A 23873-nucleotide genomic window follows, 5' to 3' on the forward strand; every position below is an offset into this window, starting at 1 on the left:
TTATGTCAATAACTTTTTTCTGAGTATTTTTTTTCTATTTTTATATTTACAAAAGTATCCCGCTCGATTTAAACTATTCGCAGATTCAATCAAATTAAGGGCTATGCTTTCCGGATCAGCTTGTAATTCAGCTGACCTATCCGGGACAACCCCGTCTCTCCTGAGGCGGGGTTGTTTGTTGTCACCTAGGATTCACAGCAGAATCCGGGGGAGGTTTGCTTAGTTAGTTTGTCCTGAGGGAAAAGGAAGAGAGAGGCGGTTGATGGCAGTGAGCACAGGATCTGTTATAGCGTGTCTGAAAAACATTCAGGCATCGCAGCTCGGCAATAAGAGAAACATTTACGTATATCTTCCGCCAGGTTACGAGGAGCAGATTGAACGGCATTACCCGGTGTTGTACGTTCATGCAGGACAGCGGGCTTTTGGGCCATCCAGTCCGGGAAACGAAACGTGGCAACTTGACCTGGCAGCAGATGAACTCATCTCTGCTGGCCGGATTGAACCCATCATTATTGTTGCCATTGCCCACGTTCGTCCGGTTACCCGCAACGAGTTCTATCACTACGTTGATGCTGAGCAGGAAGCAATCGGCATAGGAGGCTCCGGAATTGAATACGAGCAATTTATTATTGATGAGCTTAAACCGATGATTGATCAGCGATACCGGACAAAGAGAGATAGAGATAACACGGGATTACTCGGTTCCTCGGCGGCTGCATTATGCACCTTGCATATCGGGATGCGTCATCCAGATGTGTTTGGCAAGCTGATCATGATGTCTCCGTACTTTGTGGATGCACAATTGGATGAACAAGCTGAGAATGGACTGCGGGAGAAAAACATGTACCGACTGCCGGATACCATTCCGGATGTGAACATGTGGGTGGATATTGGAGACACCGAAGGACTGTTCCTGCCTGAACAGGTGAGAAGGGTTGTACAGAAGATGCTGGATCAGGGAGCGGATGCAAAAAAGCTGGCTTACTTCGAACAGGCAGACGCTTGCCATCAGGAAGCGGATTGGGGAGCGCGTGTGCAATTCCCCCTGTTGTACATGTTCGGCCAAGAAGGGCAACCGACTTCACTAGAGCTGTGTGGCAGAGATGTCATCGGACTGAAAGGTGGGATGCAGGTAAGGGTTCAGGCGCGGCTCCAGTGTGATAACGGTCTGAGTCAGACCTTGCTAAGCGGAGAGTTTGTTTCAAGCCATCCCGAAGTTCTTCAGGTTCTTGCAGATGGTACGCTGATTCCTCAGGCCATAGGGAGTGCTACGATTACGCTGGAATCGGGTGATTTAACGGCTACACGAGATTACAGGGTTATATCTGAACTAACCCCCGTTGTACAGGTCTGTATGCAGGCAAAGCTTACACCAACTTTCAGATCATCGGAGCCATGGGAAAAATTCATCTACGGCGGGATGGGCATGAAGCTCATGCATGCAGGTGATGGTCACTATGAAGGCTGTTATCATATTCCGCGAGACAGTGGCTTCTCTTTCCGTTTTACCCGTGGTTTCCGGCAATTCGAGACGGATCAGGAAGGCAATCCCATAGCCAATCGAATATTTCGTGCAATCGAAGACATGTCTCTCCACTATCATATTCAGGCTTGGGGCAGTGCATCTGCCAAAGTAGAAATAGGAGGCTCCCTCAAATGATAATCCATTCCTTCGCTCCAACACTGGACATCCCTTACTATTATCCATGCAATTTCCCCTTGATTCATGAAGTGCTTGAGCGGCAGGGTTCCGTTTCAAGTCTTGCCATGCTGGCTGCCAGCCGATTATATACGCTGCCATCATGCGAAGATAACGGCTTGGTGAAGACTTATTTTCACAAGCTGGATTATGAGGAACCGATCTGGAAGATTAACGACCAGCGGGAGCTGGGCAGCTTTGAGGAAGGAAAAGTGCTGATCCGGCAGCAGCTTGAAACGGGCAGACTTTTTTTGGCCACAGGCACCAGCTACCATCTGCCTTATTGCGACGACTATCACAATCCCGAGTATATTAACAAACATGTCAAACAAGGCTCAAGGCATTACCTGATGGATCATTGGCTTGCCGTGTATGGCATGGATGAAGACCACATGTATGTCTACGACCCTGTGTTTTACAAGTTTAAAGGCAAGGTGGAGCATGCAGCTTTCCATGATTTTTGGAGAGGGCATCAGACGATCCCTGAACTTGCGGAGGTTAAACGGAAGGAGACGCTACGAACCTACGGAACAACGGATATTCAGGCCAAAGTCCTGCTGGATTCGCAGGGGTACCGGGAGATGCTGGCCCAGGCATTGACTACTCAGGTACATGAATTTTTGACAGGTAGAACGATCATGGAGGGAGCACGGCGTTTTTATTTTGGACATGCTGTCTCTACCAGTCTGATCGATGCACTGGAAGGAAATTTAGGAGGGAATGCAGAGAGCGAAGCGCGAATATCGGGTCTGCTTTTTGATATGCGGTGGAGTCGATATTATTTCCGGGACGTGCTCAAGGAGTCTGCTGAGTGGCTGGGTGCGCCGCTTGACCAATACGCCAAGGAATATGAGAACATCATTCTCCGATGGGAAAAGGCCAATAGTTTGCTTCAGGTGGCAAGGTTGAAGCAGCGTGAAGGGTGGCAAGCTCAGTTGTCAGGTGTAGTGCAAGAGCTAGCCGCAGATGAATACAACTGGTATTCGTCGTTAAGAAAAGCACTTCCTCAAGCTTCCACATATCCGCGGCAATCCCAAACAGATATAGACAACGAAAATGAACACAAGGCTGCCCTGCTACGCATTGTACTGGATAGCTGTCGGGAGCTGAATGCTTATCATAACACATTCATTGCCTTGGATGAGGGCGGTAATGCACCACTATATGGTCGGGATGGACGACTGAATTCACTGGAACTGGTGTCTTTACTGGCTGTGGTAGAGCAGGGCATTGAAGAGCATTGGGGAAGAGGCCTGGGGAACGCTCTCGCCGAGATTGCTGCTGCTTCCTTGCCGGAAAGTCCGTATCAGACGGTCGGCTCGCTGGTGAATTATCTTGCACAGCAGCAGACCTTGGGCAGTGATGGGGAGGGTGTGAGGTGATTGATTTTTTGCTAGAGCGCTTTACCGCTCACATGCAGCACCCGGCGTTTATTTGGGAGGAGCAAGAGTACAGTTACGATTGGCTGGTTCGTCAGATTTTTCTCATGGGAGAATGGATCGAGAGAGAGAGGATATCGGGGCGGGTTGTCACATTGGAAGAGGACTATTCTCCCTATGCAGCATCGGCAATGCTGGCATTGCTTGGAGCAGGGTGCATCGTGCTTCCGATCGACCGTAATTTGGTCGAAGCGAAACGGGACGAGTACGTAAAGCTTGCACATGTAGCTGTACGCTTGGGTGTAGACGCAGGCAAGCTTTTGGTGAGACAGATGAGCGAGACTCATGAAGAAGAAGCGATGCCGTCCATTTTGACTGAATTGCGACTGGAGCAGGTGGGCGGATTAGTTCTGTTCTCCTCAGGTTCGACGGGAGTAAGTAAGGCGACGGTTCACCGGGCAGACCGGTTGTTACAGGCCTTTCGACGTCAGGTGCGTCCGCTACGTACTATCCCTTTTATGATGTTTGACCACATCGGCGGGGTGAATACCATGCTACAATCGCTATCCAGCGGCGGGTGTCTGTGTATTGTGATGAACCGTACTCCGGAGGAAGTGTGTCATACCATTCAGAAACATCGTGTACAGGCACTGCCCGTATCCCCGACATTTATGAATCTGCTGCTTTTGGGAAAACAAGATGAGCATTACGACCTTTCCAGCCTGGAAGTGGTCTCTTATGGCTCGGAAGTAATGCCTGAGTCGGTTTTGGAAGCCTGGACTCGGCGCTTTCCGAGGATCAGGACGATTCAAGCTTACGGCATGTCCGAATTGGGGATTTTACCAACACGTTCTAAAGAACCGGGTTCGCTGTTATTTTCCATTCAGGATGACGAGGTGAAGTGTCGGCTTGTAGATGGGGAGTTACAGATTTATACCGCAACGGCAATGATGGGTTACCTGAATGCTCCGTCTCCTTTTACAGAAGACGGTTGGTTGCGAACGGGAGATGAGGCAGTGGTGGAGGAAGGATATATCCGCATTCTGGGTCGGCGTTCCGAGATTATTAACGTAGGTGGCTGGAAGGTGTACCCTGCCGAAGTGGAGAGTGTGCTTGAAGAGATGGATGGCATTGAAGCGGCGGTAGTTACGGGAGAAGTGAGCGGGATAACAGGCCAGCAGGTGAAAGCGACAGTGCGACTCGCTAATCCTAGTTCACTGAAAGAGCTTCGCAGGGCTATATGGGCCTATTGCCAAGACAAACTGCCTGCATACAAAATTCCGCAGAAAATTGTGATTACAGAGGAAGCACTCGTCAGCTCCCGTATGAAAAAGGTAAGAAAGCCGGTATGATCGCCGCCGGATCATGCGTAACCGCTTAATCAGAGAATGATCAGGCTGATGAATCCAATACAATCCATGAACTGGAGAACGCATAAATCCGAAGGGATGTGCGTTTTTTTTGTTCATACAGGAGAGACGTTGCTTAAGACGTAAGGGTGTGCTTTTTATACAAAAAAGGGCCGGACGTTATTCACGTTCAGCCCTTCGGAATTTTACCCTTTACCAAAATCATGCTTCTGCTGGCTGTTTCACCTCACATTGCAACAAAGAGAAGCCGTATGCGCCGAGCTCCAAGGTCAACTTGTTCTGTCTTGCCTCAACCGAAGCCGCAGTATACAAGTCACGCCATACGTTATGATCTCCCCATCCAAGCTCCAGTTTACGAGGCTCATCACTGGCATTGATCACCAGTACCATACGTTCTCCCGTCTCCGAATCCACACGTTCCATAGCAAGGCAAGGATCACCTGCTTCGGCATACATAATCTTTAACCCCGCGCTGCGCAAAGCTGGATGTTTCTTTCGTACCTCAATCGTATGGATGAAGAATTCAAGCAGTTCCCGGTTCTGTTTGCCCACGTCCCACTCCATACATTTGCGGCAACCCGGGTCATATCCACCGTCCAGTCCGACCTCATCTCCATAATAGACGCAAGGCGCACCCGGATAGGAGAAAAGCAACGTGACAGCCAATTTCATTTTGCGTATATCGCCATCACATAACGTCAGTAACCGCGGCGTATCGTGGCTGCCCAGCAGGTTAAACGCTGCTTCGGTAACGGGTTGGGAGTACGCAGCAAGCAGTTTGCCAATCTCGTTGGCGAATCCGAGTCCATCCAGCTTGCCGTGCACGGCATAATCCAGTACGGAGTTGGTAAAAGGGTAGTTCATGACTGCATCGAACTGGTCGCCTTGCAGCCACATTAATGAATCATGCCAGATTTCACCGAGCAGATAAGCATCGGGCTTGATCGCTTTGACCGTCTGACGGAATTCACGCCAGAACTGGTGATCCACCTCATTGGCCACATCCAGTCGCCAACCGTCAATATCCATCTCCTCTATCCAGTAGCGTGCAACCTCAAGCAGGTACGCTTTGACATCCGGGTGCTCCGTGTTGAGCTTCGGCATGAGCGGCTCAAAGGCAAAGGTTTCGTAGGTTGGAATGCCATCCTCAACCCGTGGCGGCCAATCCTTGATGTAGAACCAGTCTGCATAAGGGGAATTAGCGCCATTTTTCATGACGTCGACAAAAGGAGGAAACTCTTTTCCCGAATGGTTAAATACAGCATCCAGAACGACTCGTATACCGCGAGCATGACATGCGTCCACTAGCATTCTCAATTGTTCATTCGTGCCAAACTGAGGATCAACTTTCAAGTAATCCGCGGTGTTGTATTTATGGTTGGTCGTGGCCTCGAACAATGGACAGAAATAGATGGCTGTGATCCCGAGTTTATGAAGATGATCCAGATGATCCATCACGCCTTGCAGGTCTCCGCCAAAGAAATTGGTAGGTGTAGGCGTACCGCCCCAAGACTCAGCATTTGCTGGCGTTAGAGATGGGTCGCCATTCGCAAAACGTTCGGGGAAAATTTGATAAAATACAGCATTTTTAACCCATGCAGGCGGTTCAAAAATATCAACCGGATTCATGAATGGAAAATCAAACATTTCCAGCGGATGATCCGGCAGTGCCTGTTCAAATCCTCGCTCTGTCATCCACACAGAATCTTCCCCCTGGATTAGCTGAAAGGCATAACGGAGTCTGCGGTAAGGCGGAGATGTCTCGGCTTCCCAGTAATCAAACATTTCGTCCCGGGCGAAAATTCGCATAGGAATATGTGTGATCGTCCGATCCCAGGCATATTTATCCCCTGTAATCGCAATGACGGCATCCAAATCTCCCCGTTTGGAGCGCAAACGAAGATGCATGGTTGTGCGATTATACGCATAAGACCAGTTCAGTTTGGGACGATGATAAATGGCTTCTAAAATCATAGATATCACTCCTTGGCACATGGTTAAATGCAAATTAGGGCTAGAGAATGCCGTGGAAAACGCGTATAAAACGCAAAAAAGGCACAACCTCTCATGTTCACGAGGTTGTACCTTTCGGCAGCATAGCCTTTTGATTATACGGTTATTATACGAATTATTTTTGCAAAAGAAAACACTTTTTTTCCTTAATTATCAATTCATTATGGAGCGGAGTATACTACATCTGGAATCCCAGTTGTTCTCCGTATGTCTTAACTTCTTTGAGGTACTGCTCGATGCTCTTCTTACCCGCAGCAACCTTGTCATTGCCCTGCTTGAGGAACGTACGGTTTATTGTTGTTTTAGACACGGCCTTTTTGAACAACTGATAACCTTCCAGTTGTGCGTAGCTGCCTCTAATCAATTTATCATGGATTTTTTTCAACTCCATATTCTCCGGTTTGATCTGCTTCAGCATGGAAACATACTTTGTGTAATTCGGGATAGCTGTGTTGTTTAACGTCAAAAAGAAAGATTTGCGATTGGCAGAGGTGATGTATGTGTTTCCGCCTATGGCGTTTATAGCTTTCGTTTCATAAACAGCCGCTGCTTCCAATGCATCTAAATAATCCAGAAAATCTTGGTCATCCGCCGTAAGTTCCTGTTCTTCCTGGTTGATTGTCTCTTCCGTGTTTACCTCGTCCGAAATCACAGTGGAATTGTCTGCTGCCGCAGCGTAATGCCCTGTTGGAAGAACTATGCCGCCGATCAACGCCATACTCATCAGGATCGAAAGAATCCAATGTTTTTTCATAATGTCCGTCCCCTGTCTCTATATGTGATTTTATTCCAAGGGATAATCTAACATAAGAAGAGTTTCATTTACAGGAATAATTTAGGAATAAATGATGGTTTATATGAGCCGACTCTAAGTACGAAAAGTACAAAGTACGGTCAAGTTATTCATAAATATAAGACTTTTATGTATAAATATTAATTTACTTGTATACCGTCACATCATGAAATAGAAGGATAGTTCAAGTTGTATTTGGACCAGAAGAAGTAGGCGACAATTGGCATAAGTGGTTACACCAACGTTGGATAATATCGATTTATATTATATGTATTCACCTGAAATTTGCTTTTATAGCGGCGTTTATAGAAAAAATGAAGCTGGATATGAATCGTAAATATTTTTCCAAATAAGTGCTTGTCTAAATCACCCAACTCCATTACAATACAATTGATAATGAGATTCAATATCATTTAGAGTGAAAAGGGGAGACGAGTTCCATGTTTCGATTCAGCAAAAAGTTATATATTTATGCAGCACTTATTCTTATGATTTCGCTGCTGGCTGGCTGTGCTTCAGGGGGAAGTGCGGGTACAACCAATACAGCAAGCTCAGCAACAAGTGGTAAAAGTGCTGAAGGTAGCACGGATGGAGATCAAGCGGTCAAAGCTACAGACGAGACTCGGGTAATCAAACATGCCATGGGGGAAACAAAAATCACGGGAACTCCGCAACGAATCGTGACACTGTTCCAAGGTGCGAATGATGTCGTTGTTGCACTTGGCGTGAAACCGGCAGGTGTCGTGGAATCATGGGTGCAGCAGCCGGTATATGAATATCTGCGTAAAGATCTGGATGGCGTACCGCAAGTAGGTCAGGAATCCCAGCCGAATCTGGAAGAAATCAACAAGTTGAAGCCTGATCTTATTATTGCTACCAAAATTAGAGATGAAGAAATCTATGATCAGCTGTCCCAGATCGCACCAACGGTCGTGACCGAAACGCTGTTCGATTGGAAAGAAACATTGAAGATGGTCGGGGAAGCAATGAACAAAACAGAGCAATCGAATAAGCTACTTGCCGATTGGGAGACACGCGTAGCGGATTTCAAAGAGAAAATGGGTGACCGTCTGCCGATTGAAGCAACCATTACTAACTTCAGAGCAGATCAGGTTCGTATTTTCTACATGGGTTATGCAGGTAAAATCCTGAAGGAACTTGGATTTACAAGACCAGCGGGCCATGATGCAGATAAATGGGGTGTTGAACTGACATCCAAAGAGGCCATTCCGGATATGAATGCAGACATGATTTTTAATTTCAATTCAGGTACGGATACGGCTGCGATCGAGAAAAATTATAAAGATTGGACGAGCAGTCCGCTCTGGAAAAACCTTGATGCTGTGAAAAACAATCAACTGTACCAGGTCGATGAGGTAGCCTGGAACATGGCAGGCGGATATACATCAGCCAACATGATGCTGGACGATCTATACAAGCTATTCAACCTGAATAAATAATAACCGGATTAGGATCTGCCATGCACCAGAACTTTCGTTAGAAAAGTGTATGGGCAGGCAGGTCCTGTTTCACTTCATAGATGAAAGAGTGAGAGTATGTTTCCCCTTTTTACCAAGGCAAGTGCGAAAATATACGGGTTAGTTGGTTTGTTCATTCTTATGCTAGTCGCTGCAACCGCCAGCATGATTCTGGGACGCACACCGATTACGTTTCATATGTTGTGGGATGCGGTTCAGTCCTATGATGAAACATTAGTAGAGCATGTGGTTCTTCTGACAGAGCGATTGCCACGCACGATTATTGCGGCTGTTGTAGGGGCAAGTCTGGCTGTTGCAGGCGGACTGATGCAGGCACTGACGCGTAATCCGCTCGCTTCCCCGAGTGTGTTCGGGATCAACGCAGGTGCAATTTTCTTTATTGTTATTGCTGTTGTCGTATTGTCCGTGTCTTCGTTAACCACGATGATGTGGTTTGGATTTGCCGGAGCGGCAATCTCGGCAGCTATTGTATATGGTTTGGGTTCACTGGGGCGTGATGGTCTGACGCCAATCAAAATTATATTAGCGGGTACCGCTATTTCAGCCTTGTTTGCCTCTTTTACGCAAGCGATTCTTGTTCTGGACGGCACAGGACTGCAGGATGTTCTGTTCTGGCTTGCCGGTTCGGTAAGTGGGCGAACACTAGAAATGCTGTATCCCGTTTTACCTTATATGGCGGTAGCCGCAGTGGTGTCGTTATTTATGGGGAGAGCTATCAATTTGTTATTAACAGGGGATGACATTGCAAAAGGGATGGGGCAGAACGTACTACTGGTCAAAGTGATGATGGGAATCGTTACGGTAGTACTCGCGGGTGGTTCTGTAGCAGTTGCCGGTTCCATAGGTTTGGTGGGTCTGGTCGTACCACATATCATGCGTGCATTTGTTGGTAATGACTACCGCTGGCTTGTCCCGTATTGCTTCTTGGGTGGAGCGATATTGCTAATGTCAGCTGATGTCGTAGCAAGGCTTGTCATTATGCCGCAGGAAGTTCCACTGGGTGTAATGACGGCATTAATCGGCGGACCCTTCTTCATCTATATCGCCCGGAAGGGGGTGACGAAGATATGAGGAAGATGCTGACGTATCGGAATAAAACAGATACTGTTTCCATTCAAGTGGAACGTAAGTCCGTGATGGTTATCGCTGTATGTGTCCTTCTGTTTCTGGTAGCAGGGGTAGTCGGAACAAGCTTAGGCAGTGACTTTATTTCTCCACTGGACGTCCTTCGCGCCATCTTTGGACTGAATGCAGGAGAGCATGATTTCGTCGTGCTGACACTCAGGCTTCCACGTGTATTGTTATCTCTGCTTGTCGGGGCCGCACTGGGAATGTCGGGAGCGCTGCTCCAGGGAATTATCCGTAATCCACTTGCCTCACCTGATGTCATCGGTATAACTGGTGGTGCTGCAGTGGCAGCTGTAGGATTTGTAACATTACTGGGTGGAGCCGTAAGCATTAAATTGCTACCACTCTTTGCGGTCATGGGTGCGATGGTCACAGCATTCATCATTTATATCTTGGCCTGGAAAAAAGGAGTCAGTCCGATCCGGCTGGTGCTGATCGGTATAGGCGTATCGGCTATAACGGGCGCTGGCACGACCTTTATGTTGATTTTAAGCCCGTTCTATACAGCAAGTCAGGCTTATATCTGGCTAACTGGAAGCATCTATGGAGCCACATGGACAGATATTCGGACGATATTACCTGTGATTATCATCGTCCTGCCCCTCGCCATGTGGTTTGGTCGCAGTTTGAATGCACAGGAGTTCGGAGATGACCTTGCCACAGGGCTTGGCGTTACGGTGCAGTGGCATCGATCTGCCTTGTTATTATGCAGTGTGCTTCTCGCCGGGATTGCTGTGTCTGTCGCAGGTACGATTGGCTTTGTGGGTTTAATTGCTCCTCATATTGCACGAAAACTGGTAGGGCGGATGTTTGGCAGTTTGCTGCTGGTATCCGGCTTTGTAGGTGCTTTATTGGTATGTACAGCCGATCTCATTGCCCGAACAGTATTTCTGCCGCTGGATATCCCTGCAGGCGTATTTACCGCAGGTATTGGAGCACCGTTTTTTCTGTATCTATTATTTAAGAATCGAAACCATTATTGAGGAGGAGAGAGCCGTGAGTATTCTGGAAGCCAAGGAGCTTACCATCTCCTATGGAGCAGATCCGATTATTGAAAACCTGAACCTGACCATTCCGAAGGGAGAGATTACAGTCCTGATCGGCAGTAATGGTTGCGGCAAATCGACGCTGCTACGTACGCTGGCAAGACTGCTGAAGTCCAACTCAGGCACTGTGCTACTGGATGGTGAGGAGATTGCAAAGCTACCCACCAAAGAAATCTCAAGACGCATGTCTATTCTGCCCCAAGGACCGACGGCACCGGAAGGTTTGACCGTGAACCAGCTGGTTCGCCAAGGACGCTATCCTCATCAGACATGGCTTAAACAATGGTCGCGTGAGGATGAGCGCATGGTTGAACTGGCTCTTGCGTCCACACATCTGACAGAACTTGCAGATCGTCCTGTTGATGCGTTATCCGGTGGTCAGCGTCAACGTGCATGGATCGCGATGACCTTGGCACAAGGTACAGAAACATTGCTGCTGGACGAGCCTACAACGTATCTGGATATGACACATCAGATTGATATTCTGGACCTGCTGTTTGAATTAAATGAACGGGAAGGGCGTACCATCGTGATGGTGCTTCACGACCTGAATCTGGCTTGCCGATACGCACATCATATCGTTGCGGTTCACAACAAGTCCATCTACGCAGAGGGCAAACCGGAGGATATTATCACTCGTGACCTCGTGCGAAACGTTTTTCAGATGGAGTGTGACATTGCTGTAGATCCGTTATTCGGTACACCCACCTGTATCCCGCACGGAAGAGGCAGGAAGCTGCATGAAACGCAGCAACGTTATACACAGATGGCTTGATAAACAAGAGCTTCGAGGCACCTGTTGGTCAAAAATACCCGTAATGCTGAATCGGTACGTTTGCTTTGCCTTTTTTGGCAAATGCTACGATTCTTATAGCATCATGGACACAGGCGTATACGTCATGTTCTTACGGCCATCCACCCCCAAAATTATTCCTCAGTACCATCAATTTATTATCATGGGGATAACGAAACAGGCAAGCAGAGGATTTGGAAACTCCATAGCTTGCCTTGTTTGTTATGCCTAAGTATGCCAATACTCCACGATTACAATACCAATACCCTTCTGAAATAAAGATATTTTTTCCTTAAAAGTTTCATATTGACAACGGGTGAATAATTACCATAAAATAGATTTTGTGTGATACTGATAATCATTATCAATAAAATCAACCGATAGGAAGGTCGGATATGAATTTACTTCGTTCCAAATGTTCCGTATTTCCAGAAGGTTTTGAGAATCTACAAAATCGGCTGATTCTGAACAAAGCAAGAGAGATGGGGATTGGCTGCGAGTTGCTGGTGGATGGTTGTGAGGATTTTCTAAAACTGTCCTTGGAGCACAAACAGATCATCATTAACAAAACGAGAACTCACCGGCTACCGCTGATCGCTGGACTGCTTGCCAAGAATAAACAGGCATGTAATCTGATCCTGCATGAACAGGGGATGCCAGTTCCCCCTCATATCGTTGTAGCGGCCATGGGAGAAGAGGCCGAAGTTTTCCTTCATCAATACAGTTCCATCGTAGTCAAACCGCTGGATTCGAGCAGCAGTCAGGGGGTTACCCTGGATGTACGCACCGTTGCTGAGCTGGAAGCGGCAATTCATCTCGCAACCCAATATGGCAGTAGCATTCTGCTACAACAATATGTCATTGGAACCGACTACCGGGTGTTAATTATCAACGAACAGGTAGCGGCGGTTAACCAATACCGTCCTGTGTATGTGACGGGTAACGGCAGTTCGTCTGTCCGTGAACGTATTGAAATGCTGAACCTGAACCGCATGCAGGACACAGAGATCGGTATGTACGAAGCTTTCCCCGCGATTGACCTAGACAATACTCATCTGCTGGATACATTGCGTAAGCAAGGACTTGCTTTGAATGACGTGTCTCCTGTGGATCAGGAGATTGAACTGTATGACCTCCGTAATTCGGCGGCCGGAAAGATCAGTGAATTTTACAGGGATTGTACGGATGACATTCACCCGGATAATGTCCGCATGATGATACAGGCAGCCCGAGCGCTCCAGATTGACGTTGCAGGTATCGATGTTCGCTGTAAGGACATTCGAGTACCTATTACAACGGAACAGGGAGGTATTCTGGAGGTCAACGCCTTGCCAGATCTCACTCACCATGTATATCCACATGGCGGCACGACACGAGACGTTGTGCGTCAGTATCTGGAATATCTCAGTCAGAGTTAGCGCTTAGCATTATTCAATAACGAATGTACAGGCAATTGGGCCTGAATCGATGATAAGGGGCGTTAGAGAGTTATGTCAGTAGAGGTTCAGACGGAATACCTGAAGCTGCAGAACGAGAAGGAGTCCAACGCACGAGCGTACCCACGGCATTTCCCGCTCGTCATCAGCAAAGCTCAAGGCATCAAGATCACGGATACGGAAGGCCGTGAGTATTACGATTGTTTGGCAGGTGCGGGCACACTCGCGCTTGGACATAACCATGAATCAGTCGTAGGCGCTATTCGGGATGTTCTGGATCAGCAGATTCCATTACATACACTCGATTTGGCCACACCACTTAAGCTTTCGTTTATGCAAGAGATATTCTCTTTACTGCCCGAAGAGATGCGGAATACATCCAAAATTCAGTTCTGCGGCCCAACGGGAGCGGATGCGGTCGAAGCCGCAATTAAGCTGGTGAAGCATGCTACAGGCGGGAAGTCCATTCTGGCTTTCCAAGGTGGATATCACGGTTCAACCCAAGCGACGATGTCCATGAGCGGCAATTTGAGTAAAAAGGAAAACCTGCAAAGTCTCCTGCCGGATGTGCATTTCTTGCCATTTCCCTATGAATATCGTTGTCCGTTTGGGGTTGGTGAAGGCATGACTGCCCGATTAAGTGCACAGTATATCGAAAATTTACTGGATGATTGCGAGAGCGGAATAGCTGCACCGTGCGGAGTGATCGTAGAAACGGTACAGGGCGAGGGTGGTGCGATTCCTGCAGATATTGAGTGGCTGAAAGAGTTACGCCGAATCACTGCGGAACGAAATATTCCGCTCATTATTGACGAAGTGCAGACCGGCATTGCACGTACGGGGCGGATGTTTTCGTTTGAACATGCGGGCATTGTGCCTGATGTCATTATTTGCTCGAAAGCCGTAGGTGGCAGTCTTCCCATGTCGGTTGTGATCTATAAGGAGGAGCTGGATCAGTGGAAACCCGGTGCGCATACGGGCACATTTCGTGGCAATCAGCTGGCCATGGCAGCAGGTCTAGCCACGCTCCGTTATATTCGGGAGCAGAATGTGATGCAGAACGTGCATCTGCGTAGTGAGCAGTTCATGGCAAGGTTACAGGCGATGAAAAGCTGTTTTGCCGAAATTGGTGATGTTCGTGGCCGCGGGCTAATGATCGGTGTTGAAGTGGTTAACCCGCAAGGGGGTAAGGATCGTCTTGGACATTATCTACAGCATGGTGAACTAGCGTCCACTATACAGCAGCAATGTTTCCGTAATGGACTCATTGTGGAAGTTGGCGGACGTCATTCTGCGGTTGTGCGTTTCTTGCCGCCGCTGAATATTACGGAGAAGGAAGCAGGCGAGGTACTGGCGATCTTTGAACAATCGGTATCGGAAGCCATTGCATTAACGGCAGCTTTATGCTGAGTGTATCGCTGCTTCGGCGGCATGCGGTTTTACTCGCTATTCTACTAGGAGCCTTCACGCTTGTGCTTACCAACAGTGCCTTTAACCTGCTGCTTCCGTATTTTATCGAATATTATGACATTTCGGCCACGGCGGGCGGCTGGATCATTGCCCTGTATATGCTCGCCATGACATTAACGATGCCGCTGGCTTCCCTGGTCGTAGATCGGCTGGGGCGTAAGCAGACGTATATGCTCGGTATTTGCATCTACGGAGTATTTTCGGTGCTCGGAGCATTGCTCCATTCCTATATTGAAGTATTGCTACTTGTAAGGTTCATGCATGGTGTGGCAGCTGGCCTGATGATTCCTTTATCCCTTGTGTTGCTGTTCGATGTCTACGGCCCGGAGGTTCGAGGACGCATTACGGGTGCATGGGGACTGCTGCTGATGCTAGCTCCTGCGGCTGGACCGACCCTTGGCGGATTTATCATTCAGTATGGAAGGCTGGAGATGCTGTTCTGGTTGAATGTACCCTTGGCTGTTTTTTCATTGATCGGCTGTGGACGAGTGATTCAAGCCTACACACCTGCTCGCAGGAAAAAGTGGCATCCATCCAGTGTGATGCGGCTTGTTGGCGCAGTGGGTGCACTCAGTCTGGGCGTACAGGTGTACGCCAGCCCAGCAGTAGCTCCATGGATATCATGGACACTGATTGTGCTTGGCCTAGTGCTTCTTATTCGTTTTATCCAGGTTGAGAATGAACGTGATGAACCGCTGATCCGTTATTCGTTACTGCGGAGAAAAGGTGTATTTCCTCTTACGGTTCTGATCTCCACGATCCAGGATTGTGTCATGTTTGGCGTGATTTTTGCGCTTCCCCTGCTTTTTCAGGAGGTATTTCAGTTGTCTCCAGCGCTTTCCGGTGCCTTGTTCATTCCGCTCTCCATTTTTACGAGTCTGTTCATGTGGATCGGAGGAAACTTGCTGGATCGCGGGAGGTCACTTCAGTTTATCGCTTGGGGCACATTGCTGGTATCGATCTCTATTCTGACGTTTGCCTTTCTGCCCATGGGGGCGTCCATATGGATTATTGGGGTGCTTATGGCGTGCCGGGGCATTGGCGTAGGACTGTCCGGTATGAGCATTTCTGCAATCGGACTGCAGGCGTTACCTGAGGAAGACATGCATGAAGGATCGGTGCTGTCCACAACGATTGAACGACTGGCTTCATCGTTTGCAGTCATGGGCATGACGCTGTATTACGATATGCGCTGGCAATGGCTCGCCGGACATGGAAGAGCGATTGAGCTAGCGAAATGGGGAGCCGTTAAAGAAATATGCGTAGGTCTTGGTTGTGCCATTCTGCTGACGTTACCTCTAGTCTTACTTATAACTCGAAAGAAGGTTGGCTTCATTGTTCAAAATGGAAAACAAACTCCGGTCCAAGGCGGAGCAACAGGCCGATGAGCATTCCTGCAAGTTGCTACTGAACTGTTATATCCGTGAGCTTGGACCAAAAAAAGCAGAACATATGCAGCTTAACCCGGATACGCTGACGTATACGATTGCTTTTCCAACCAGCCGTGTAAGCGTGATGGGGTTGCTATCTTACTACTCGGCGATGGGGGAGCATGAATATCTCAGCATGAACTGGAATGGACAAGCCGTGCATAGCCGGGATCTGGTACGCTGGATTGCGTCTGAAATTAGTGGAGATCAAGGTCGGGGAGCCGAACGCGTTCGTGAATTTACTCAAAAAGTGGAGAACAGTGTGGCTAACATGACTTTGTATATTGAGCAGGCGTCCGATCTCGGGATATATGACTATATTACCTCTGAACAATCTCTGCTGTACGGTCACCCGTTTCATCCTTTTCCCAAAAACTCCAGAGGTTTCACTGCCACGGATGTACAGCGATACAGTCCAGAACTTCGAACCTCTTTTCAGCTCTGTTACATCGCCGTAAGGCAGGATGTGTATACAGAGGAATGGGTACAACATGCGGACAAAATGGATCTGCATCAGCTTCTGGGAAGCCATGAATGGTCTGTCTCCAAAGAAAAGCTGGCCATGTATGGGATTGTGCCAATCCATCCGTGGCAGTATGCGTATATCTCCGGTCTGGACGAGGTGCAGTCCTACATCGTTGAAGAAAAGATATTGTTGCTCGACCAGGCAGGGCCCCTTGCCTATCCGACTTCTTCCGTACGTACAGTATACATTCCGGATTGGAACTGCAACATCAAGCTGTCGCTGCATATGCAGATTACGAATATGATTCGCACCAATAGTGCCGAGCAGATGCGGCGGACACTGGATGCGTCCAATTATGTGTGGCAACAGGGCTGTTTCGAAGCGGAGCCTTGTACCCATATCGCATATGAGACAGGTGTAGCGACATGTAAGTTTGAGGACGAAGAACTTACCCGATTATTCACCGTTGCTTATCGTCCGATTGAGTTCGACGCTGCGAGTACCTATGTATTGTCCAGTCTGGTGGAGTCGCCATTGCCAGGAGCACCATCCCGCTTAGTGACCATGCTGTGTGGTAGACAGGATGATGCCGATGTCGTTGATCGTGACAAGGTAGAGCAATGGTTGTCACGATACTTGGACTGTTCACTGTTGCCGCTTGTGCGGGCGGCTGGAGAGAAAGGCATTCATTTTGAATCCCATTTGCAGAATACGTTGGTGACGCTGGAGCAGGGCATGCCGGTTGCTTTTATCGTACGTGATCTGGAAGGGGTCAGTGTAGATGAGCAGCTAGTGGATGGATGGCAGCGGCATGAGCAAAGGGAGATTCTAAGTTCAGAAGTGTCCGAGCTGTTACGTTATTCGCGTGAGAAGGCATGGGCGCGAACCTCGTATTATTTTATCGTGAACCATCTGGGTTCGTTAATTCATGTATTGGCTCGGGATGTGAACGTATCGGAGAAATACTTCTGGATGCAGGTACGTGAGGTGCTTGAGGAAGAATGGGCACGAACAGGTAACGCTTATGTGGAGCATTTGCTGACCGCAGACGCTTTTCTGGCCAAACAAAATCTGGTGAGTTGTCTCACGGGCATTAGTCAAACTCCGGCTTATGTGCCGGTAGGTAACGTCATGAAACGTTTAGGGAGTGAAGCACGTGAGATTCGTGGAAATCGGCAATGAGGCAGAAGAGAAGAAGGAAAGTAAACCAGCAGAAATGTTAAAAACAGAGACAACTGAAATAAGCGGAACAAGTAGAAAAAATAAGATTAACAGCACGAGTGAACGAAGCGGAAAAAAAGAACAAAACGAACAAAACGAACAAAACGAACCTAATGAATCACACGAATCACCCCAATCAAATGAGACACATCAACCAAACATAGCGGGTAAAGGACGTAGAATGCCAAATGACAACGCAGTCCCTGTGTACGTGGAAGTTCAGGAAAGGATCATACGCCAGGCACTGGAAGCGATGTGGTTCGAAGATATCTTGGATCGTCAGGTGAACGGGAGTGAGTGGTCGACCTGCGGTGTTACTGCAACTGGTGAATCCGTGGTGTATACGTGTGACGCAGAGCAGAAGTTTTCGTTTGGAAGGGTGAAGGTGAAGGTCGGGTCGATCAAGCGAGAAGGCGTTCTCTGCACGGATCTGGATGTGTTTTTGGAAGAGATGGTGCTGAATCGTTTGCAGGGTGCGAAACTGACGGCATTTGTTCAGGAATTGCAAGAAACGATGGCTAAAGACAGTCAGTGCCGGGCTTTGTTGTCTCTTCGCATTCCGGCAGGGGATCGTCACTACGATGCGCTGGAAAGTCACATGACTGATGGCCATCTGTATCATCCAAGCTACAAGTCCAGGTTAGGATTCTCGCTGAAAGACAATCTAGCCTACGGCCCCGAGTTCAATGCCGACGTTCCACTCATTTGGGTTGCGGTGAGAAAAGAATTGGCTCAAGCGGCTACATCCGATGGATACGAAATGGCAGCACTGCTGGAACAGCATCTGACCAAGGAAGATTTGCAGCAATTTCGTCAGGTGATTTCGGACAAAACGGCTTCCTTACATATGGATGCTTACGTATTCATTCCGATTCATCCGTGGCAGTGGGAGCACGCGATCGAATCCATATTTGCCAAACAACTAATGGATGGAGACATCATATATCTGGGGGCTTCGGCCTCAACCTATCGTGCGCAACAATCCATTCGTTCCCTCTCGAATCGGGAAAATTCAGTAGCACCTTACATTAAGCTGGCTCTGAGTATTACGAACACTTCTAGCACACGTATCCTCGCCCAACATACGACGCAAAACGCCCCCCTGATTAGTGACTGGCTGGATCAACTGGTACGCGAGGATGAGGTGTTACAGCGGGAGCAGTTTGCCATTTTAAAAGAAATCATGGGTCTTTCGTTCCGTTATGAACAATTACCTGTTACGCAGTACGGCCGCGCTTACGGCACCCTGGGAGCGATCTGGCGGGAGAATGTATCCGTTCACCTGAATGAGGGCGAGACGGCTTGGCCACTGAATGCTCTTATGCTGGTGCAACGAAACGGGGTTCCTTATATCCAGGAGGCGATCGAGCGACATGGGGTTCAGCTATGGGCAGAGGCCTTGGTGCATACACTTACACTGCCTGTTATTCATCTTTTGTATGCGCACGGAATTGCGTTTGAATGCCATGCCCAGAATATCATTTTGGTGTTGGAAAATGAGTTGCCGAAACGCATCATCCTGAAAGATTTACATGATGGCGTTCGTTATGTCCCGGATCAGCTACTACACCCGGAACGTGCACCGAAGCTGCATCCTGAACCGGAAACTCATCGCAAATTCAATCGATATTCGTTCATATATGCCGGAGATGTGTCGGAGGTACGTGACTATACGTACGATGCGTTCTTTTTTATCTGCATGACGGATATTGCGCTGTCGCTGGAGCCATATGGTTTGTCCGAAGAAGCCTTTTGGCAACTGTGTGCCGGAGTAATTATGGGTTATCAGCAGCAGCATCCCGAGTATGCCGAGCGGTTTGACATGTTTGATCTTTTGGCAGAGGATGCCCTGATTGAAGAGATGACGAAGCGGCGTTTGTATGGGGATGGGGAATTATATTTCCGCAAAACAAACAATCCACTCCGGTTAGCCAAGGATATGATTGAACAGAAGGCAGCAAACCGATGAGGAAGAATACGCTTCAGGAAAAAATTGCTCGCAAACAGCAGGTATTCGGCTTATTTGTATCTATTCCACATCCGATCATCATCGAGATGATTGGTCATGCCAACTATGATTTTGTCATCATTGATCTGGAGCATACGTCAACGTCGATGGAATCGTTAGAAGAGATGATAAGAGCCGCCGAACTGGTTGGTATTACACCACTTGTACGTATTGCGAAGGTCGAGCGCACGGAGATTCTAAAGGTACTGGACTGCGGGGCACAGGGGATCGTGATTCCTCATGTGGAGACGCTCTCGCAAGTGAAAGAAGCCGTACATCATGCATATTACCATCCATTGGGTATGCGCAGTCTTAACAGTGGACGTCCAGGTGTATTCGGTAAATTCCCGCTAACGGAATACATTACGGAAGCCAACTCGCAGGTGATGATCGTGCCGATGATTGAAAGTGTGAAAGGGGTACGTCAGAGCTCGGAGATTTTATCTCATCCGCAGGTGAGCTTTGTGCTGGAAGGTGCAGCGGACTTATCACAATCACTTGGTGTGCCTTGGCAGACCAACCACCCGGATGTGAGAGAAGCACTAGGCGTATTGTATGAGAACGCGCAACAATTCGGCGTACCTTATGCAACAGTCACCCGAGGAATGGAAGATATGGCGGTATGGCGTGAGCGTGGTGTGCACATCTATGTGCTGGGGGATGACCGGAATACGGCATTTCGGGCCTACGCCCAAAAGCGGAATGACTATGGAAGCGCAGGTGGACAGTTATGAAAACCAGTGTACAGCAAGCCTTAGATGCGATCCAACGCGAAAAGAATGAACCGATCTGCGCGTACATTTACGATCTGGCAGGTATGCAGGAGCAGGTACGCGGTATGTTGCAAACGATGCCATTAAATACGCGGTTATTCTATGCCATCAAAGCCAATCCCGATCCACGCATTATTGAAGCGCTACTTCCACTCGTGAAGGGTTTCGAGGTGGCATCTATTGGCGAGCTGCTCAAGGTTCGGGCGGTGAGCCAGGAAGTTCCGATCCTGTTTGGCGGCCCGGGTAAGAAGGAGAGCGAGCTGAAGCTGGCGATCGAGCATAACGTGAGTTATATCCATGTAGAGAGCCTGCTGGAGTTGCGCCGTATCATTGCGATTGCCAAAGAGAGAGGGCAACAGAAGACCGAGGTGCGTGTGTTGCTCCGCATCAATTTGCGAAGTAACACCTTGCCACAGACCAAAATTGTGATGGGCGGCGGCCCTAGTCCTTTTGGTATCGATGAAGAGTCGGTGGACGAAGCGATGGAGCTGATTCGTGTGGAAGGCGCGGGTTCGGTTCGGTTATGCGGATTCCATTTCCACTCCCTGTCGAACAATATGGACGCCAGACTGCATGCCGAGATGATCGAGCTATATTTGCAAAAGGTGGAGCACTGGCAACAGCAATATAACTTGCAGGTGGACGTGGTCAATGCAGGCGGAGGGTTTGGTGTGACGTATGACGGCAGTCCGGGCTTCGACTGGTCTTTATTTACTGGACTTTTGCAACAGAGTGAAGCCGTAAAGCGCCTTGCTACCCATGGGGGAGAATTGCTCTTTGAATCAGGTCGCTTGTTAGTGGCAGATCACGGTTATTATGCAACCGAGGTAACGGATATTAAACGTTCGCACGGACAGATGTTTGTCATTTTAAGGGGAGGTACACATCATCATCGGCTGCCTGCGTCATGGGGACATAATCATCCCTTCCACATTGTATATACGGATCGATGGAAGCATGAGTTTACAAGACCCGAGGTGCGGAGAGAGCGAGCCCATATTGTAGGTGAATTATGTACGCCGAAGGATCGGATGCACTCCGATGCAGAGATTGACTGTTTAAGAGTCGGCGATGTGATTGTGTTCGAAAAATCCGGTGCGTACGCCTGGACGATCTCGCATCATGATTTTCTGGGGCATCCGCACCCGGCATTCCACTATTTGATGGAGGGTGATGAACATGTCAACGTTAATGCAACGTTCCAGTCGGCAAACTGCTGAACAGCAGGTGATGTCCGATCTGATGAATAGTCTGTTCGCTGAGCAGCTACTTCCACTGCAAGGTCATCATTTTGTTGATTTTGCTACTGCACCTGCACAGCTTCGACAGTTATATCAGCGGTTTGCTCAATGGGAAAAGGGTAGCGCGAAGAAACATGTACATGGTCACATTGTCGATGAGCAGAACAAGAGTGGGTATAACTCCAATGAGTATAACTTTACGCTGGATAATTTCAGTGAGAGTAACTCTACTGAGGATCACGCTAGTGCTCAGGATACGTCCGAAGTTACGCTGCCTTTCAGTCTGGGTTTGCATACCGAAGGTGTACTTTGTCTAGTTCAAAACGGAGTAAGACAAGGCATTGAGTGGGTTCAGGGATCACCGATCTATCAGCAACATTCAGACGGTAGCTGGACGATGCTTGATACTCCGGCGGCGGTGGGGCGTGTAGTATTACAACGGGCATTATCCGAAGATGAATTTAAGCAACCGGGTGTGGCAGATTTTCTGGCAAGTTTGGACCTGGCTGTAGAGCAATATGAACTTGGTTGGAATCAGGTGCAGACGTTGTCTGTTTATCATCCGAAGTCCGCATATGAATGGTTTGTGAAAAGTGAGCGTATTGCTGCGCTTCGGGATCGCCCGTTCCATCCTTCTTCCAAAGCAAAGGTTGGATTCAGCGCCGAAGATGTTAAGGCATACGCAGCCGAGTTCGGTAAGGAGATTCGATTGCGCTGGGTAGCGATCAAGCGGGATGCTGTGCAACAAGGTTGTGAAGACGGCTTGTCAATTCTGGATATGCTGTATGATGCTCAGCGAGAGGAAGTTCAGGCTGAATGCTCTCGCAGAGGTTTGTCGATGGACGAGTACTTGCCTATGCCCGTGCATCCTTGGCAGCTGGAACACATCATTTTGCCGCGATTTACGAAAGAAATCGTAGAAGGCAGCATTGTGGTGCTGGATGTGCAGATCGGAGATGTATTTGCTACGTCATCTCTGCGGTCGATGGCTCAAGCGGCTGAGTCTGCACTCATGCTCAAGTTGCCCGTTAGTGTGCTGTCGCTCGGTGCCGCGCGATATCTTCCGGTTGTTAAGCTGCTGAATGGACTTGTGGGAGAGAAGATGTTAAGGCAGGCAGTGGCTTGCGACGATACATTGAAAGACAAAGTATACATGTGTGAGGAGCAGAACTGGTGGGGCTTCATGCCGGAGTCCATGGGATTGTTCGACGATCACCCGCGGCATCTGGCAGCACAGATTCGTGTATATCCCGCCGAACTGCTGGATGATGCCTACAAAATTGTGCCGATGGCTGCACTCGGCGTAAATCTGGATGGGCACCATCTGCTCACCGAAATCATGGGCAGGAATCTGAGTGTAGAAGATGTTCTGGAGTTCTACAATCGAATTGCGACTACATTCTATGATATCGTGATGCGTTTGTTCAAGGTGGGGGTTGTACCGGAGATTCATGGTCAGAACTGCTGTCTGGTGTTGGAGCATAATCAGGTGAAGGGATTATTATTCCGGGACCATGACTCTGTCCGTCTGCATCAACTGTATCTGGACAAGCACGGAATTGCTGATCCGGGATATCATATTCGTCCGGGTTATTCGAACAGTCTCTATAATGAGACGATCCAGAAGCTGATCTTTTATGTGCAGTCCCTTGGGACGCAGGTGAATCTGGCTGCGATCATGGAGGCGATGAGCGAAGTGTACAACATCCCGGAAACGAAGTTCTGGGAGATCACGGAGCAGGCCTGGCGGGAAGCGCTGCACGAAGTGCAGCTTCCCGAGACGGATCGGTCCACGCTGGAGCGCGTGATCTTCGAGAGCGAGGCGTGGCCTGTGAAGTTAGTTGTCCGTCCGCTACTTGAGGCGGACGGTGTGCCAGGCGCGATGCCATCGGGCAAAGGCCAAGGGTGGAACCCTTTTTACAAGGCGTAGGATTGGATGGGAGTATTCCTCCGATAACTTAACAACGCTAACGATCTCAGATGAGCTTATTGGAGTGATATAGGGTCCTCTGGAATTCTAACGATCACCAGCGGTTCAACCCCTTAATATTGGACACTAGCTAGCTTTTTCTCAGATTGACGCATCATAACGCAATGGATTTGGGTTC

At 48.6% G+C, this 23873-nt stretch carries 17 protein-coding genes; 15 read left to right on the forward strand and 2 right to left on the reverse strand.

Annotation, left to right across the window (positions count from 1 at the left end):
* Positions 1 to 262 precede the first annotated feature (262 nt).
* From J2T16_RS26430 to J2T16_RS26440, 3 genes are read left to right on the forward strand one after another with little or no spacing between them, the layout of a single operon-like run.
* Positions 263 to 1660: an alpha/beta hydrolase gene (locus J2T16_RS26430; protein WP_499019750.1), complete on the forward strand. Its 1398-nt coding sequence runs from the start codon at positions 263 to 265 to the stop codon at positions 1658 to 1660.
* On the forward strand, positions 1657 to 3081 hold the full coding sequence (locus tag J2T16_RS26435) for a cysteine peptidase family C39 domain-containing protein (protein WP_154891180.1): 1425 nt from the start codon (positions 1657 to 1659) through the stop codon (positions 3079 to 3081). Before J2T16_RS26430 ends, J2T16_RS26435 begins: the two co-directional genes overlap by 4 nt.
* Positions 3078 to 4430 carry an ANL family adenylate-forming protein gene (locus tag J2T16_RS26440; RefSeq protein WP_253497001.1) on the forward strand — a complete coding sequence of 451 codons (1353 nt, stop codon included), beginning with the start codon at positions 3078 to 3080 and terminating at the stop codon, positions 4428 to 4430. The genes J2T16_RS26435 and J2T16_RS26440 overlap by 4 nt, the downstream gene beginning before the upstream one ends.
* A 219-nt stretch (positions 4431 to 4649) precedes the next feature.
* Here the strand turns inward: J2T16_RS26440 and J2T16_RS26445 are convergent, their stop codons facing one another.
* Both J2T16_RS26445 and J2T16_RS26450 read right to left on the reverse strand, forming a co-directional pair.
* On the reverse strand, positions 4650 to 6422 hold the full coding sequence (locus J2T16_RS26445; RefSeq protein WP_499019753.1) for a glycoside hydrolase family 13 protein: 1773 nt from the start codon (positions 6420 to 6422) through the stop codon (positions 4650 to 4652).
* 217 nt (positions 6423 to 6639) lie between these two features.
* On the reverse strand, positions 6640 to 7215 hold the full coding sequence (locus J2T16_RS26450; protein ID WP_499019756.1) for a hypothetical protein: 576 nt from the start codon (positions 7213 to 7215) through the stop codon (positions 6640 to 6642).
* Positions 7216 to 7694: 479 nt separating this feature from the next.
* On the opposite strand from J2T16_RS26450, the gene J2T16_RS26455 reads away from it, so the two are divergent.
* The 12 genes from J2T16_RS26455 (at position 7695) to J2T16_RS26510 (ending at position 23695) form a co-directional block, all read left to right on the forward strand.
* Complete coding sequence (locus J2T16_RS26455; RefSeq protein WP_154891182.1) at positions 7695 to 8714, forward strand: ABC transporter substrate-binding protein; 1020 nt, start codon at positions 7695 to 7697, stop codon at positions 8712 to 8714.
* A gap of 96 nt (positions 8715 to 8810) precedes the next feature.
* Positions 8811 to 9824 carry a FecCD family ABC transporter permease gene (locus J2T16_RS26460; RefSeq protein ID WP_221789272.1) on the forward strand — a complete coding sequence of 338 codons (1014 nt, stop codon included), beginning with the start codon at positions 8811 to 8813 and terminating at the stop codon, positions 9822 to 9824.
* The gene (locus tag J2T16_RS26465; protein ID WP_499019761.1) at positions 9821 to 10864 is read left to right on the forward strand and encodes a FecCD family ABC transporter permease; all 1044 of its coding nucleotides are present in this window, start codon (positions 9821 to 9823) and stop codon (positions 10862 to 10864) included. Before J2T16_RS26460 ends, J2T16_RS26465 begins: the two co-directional genes overlap by 4 nt.
* A 13-nt stretch (positions 10865 to 10877) precedes the next feature.
* Positions 10878 to 11702 (forward strand): ABC transporter ATP-binding protein, encoded by an 825-nt coding sequence (locus J2T16_RS26470; protein WP_221789271.1) that lies wholly within the window; start codon positions 10878 to 10880, stop codon positions 11700 to 11702.
* A 413-nt stretch (positions 11703 to 12115) separates the two neighbouring features.
* Positions 12116 to 13138 carry an ATP-grasp domain-containing protein gene (locus J2T16_RS26475; RefSeq protein WP_499019763.1) on the forward strand — a complete coding sequence of 341 codons (1023 nt, stop codon included), beginning with the start codon at positions 12116 to 12118 and terminating at the stop codon, positions 13136 to 13138.
* Between the two features lie 72 nt (positions 13139 to 13210).
* On the forward strand, positions 13211 to 14566 hold the full coding sequence (locus J2T16_RS26480; protein WP_499019767.1) for a diaminobutyrate--2-oxoglutarate transaminase: 1356 nt from the start codon (positions 13211 to 13213) through the stop codon (positions 14564 to 14566).
* On the forward strand, positions 14560 to 16014 hold the full coding sequence (locus tag J2T16_RS26485) for an MFS transporter (protein ID WP_221789268.1): 1455 nt from the start codon (positions 14560 to 14562) through the stop codon (positions 16012 to 16014). Before J2T16_RS26480 ends, J2T16_RS26485 begins: the two co-directional genes overlap by 7 nt.
* Positions 15971 to 17704 (forward strand): IucA/IucC family protein, encoded by a 1734-nt coding sequence (locus tag J2T16_RS26490; RefSeq protein WP_260510946.1) that lies wholly within the window; start codon positions 15971 to 15973, stop codon positions 17702 to 17704. The genes J2T16_RS26485 and J2T16_RS26490 overlap by 44 nt, the downstream gene beginning before the upstream one ends.
* On the forward strand, positions 17679 to 19712 hold the full coding sequence (locus J2T16_RS26495; RefSeq protein ID WP_499019769.1) for an IucA/IucC family protein: 2034 nt from the start codon (positions 17679 to 17681) through the stop codon (positions 19710 to 19712). Before J2T16_RS26490 ends, J2T16_RS26495 begins: the two co-directional genes overlap by 26 nt.
* Positions 19709 to 20485: an HpcH/HpaI aldolase family protein gene (locus J2T16_RS26500; RefSeq protein WP_221789266.1), complete on the forward strand. Its 777-nt coding sequence runs from the start codon at positions 19709 to 19711 to the stop codon at positions 20483 to 20485. The genes J2T16_RS26495 and J2T16_RS26500 overlap by 4 nt, the downstream gene beginning before the upstream one ends.
* Positions 20482 to 21744 (forward strand): type III PLP-dependent enzyme, encoded by a 1263-nt coding sequence (locus J2T16_RS26505; RefSeq protein WP_499019772.1) that lies wholly within the window; start codon positions 20482 to 20484, stop codon positions 21742 to 21744. Before J2T16_RS26500 ends, J2T16_RS26505 begins: the two co-directional genes overlap by 4 nt.
* Positions 21704 to 23695 carry an IucA/IucC family protein gene (locus J2T16_RS26510; protein WP_499019773.1) on the forward strand — a complete coding sequence of 664 codons (1992 nt, stop codon included), beginning with the start codon at positions 21704 to 21706 and terminating at the stop codon, positions 23693 to 23695. Before J2T16_RS26505 ends, J2T16_RS26510 begins: the two co-directional genes overlap by 41 nt.
* Positions 23696 to 23873: the final 178 nt, after the last annotated feature.

Origin of the sequence: Paenibacillus intestini, assembly GCF_030803945.1 — a bacterium.
Classification (GTDB): domain Bacteria; phylum Bacillota; class Bacilli; order Paenibacillales; family Paenibacillaceae; genus Paenibacillus; species Paenibacillus polysaccharolyticus.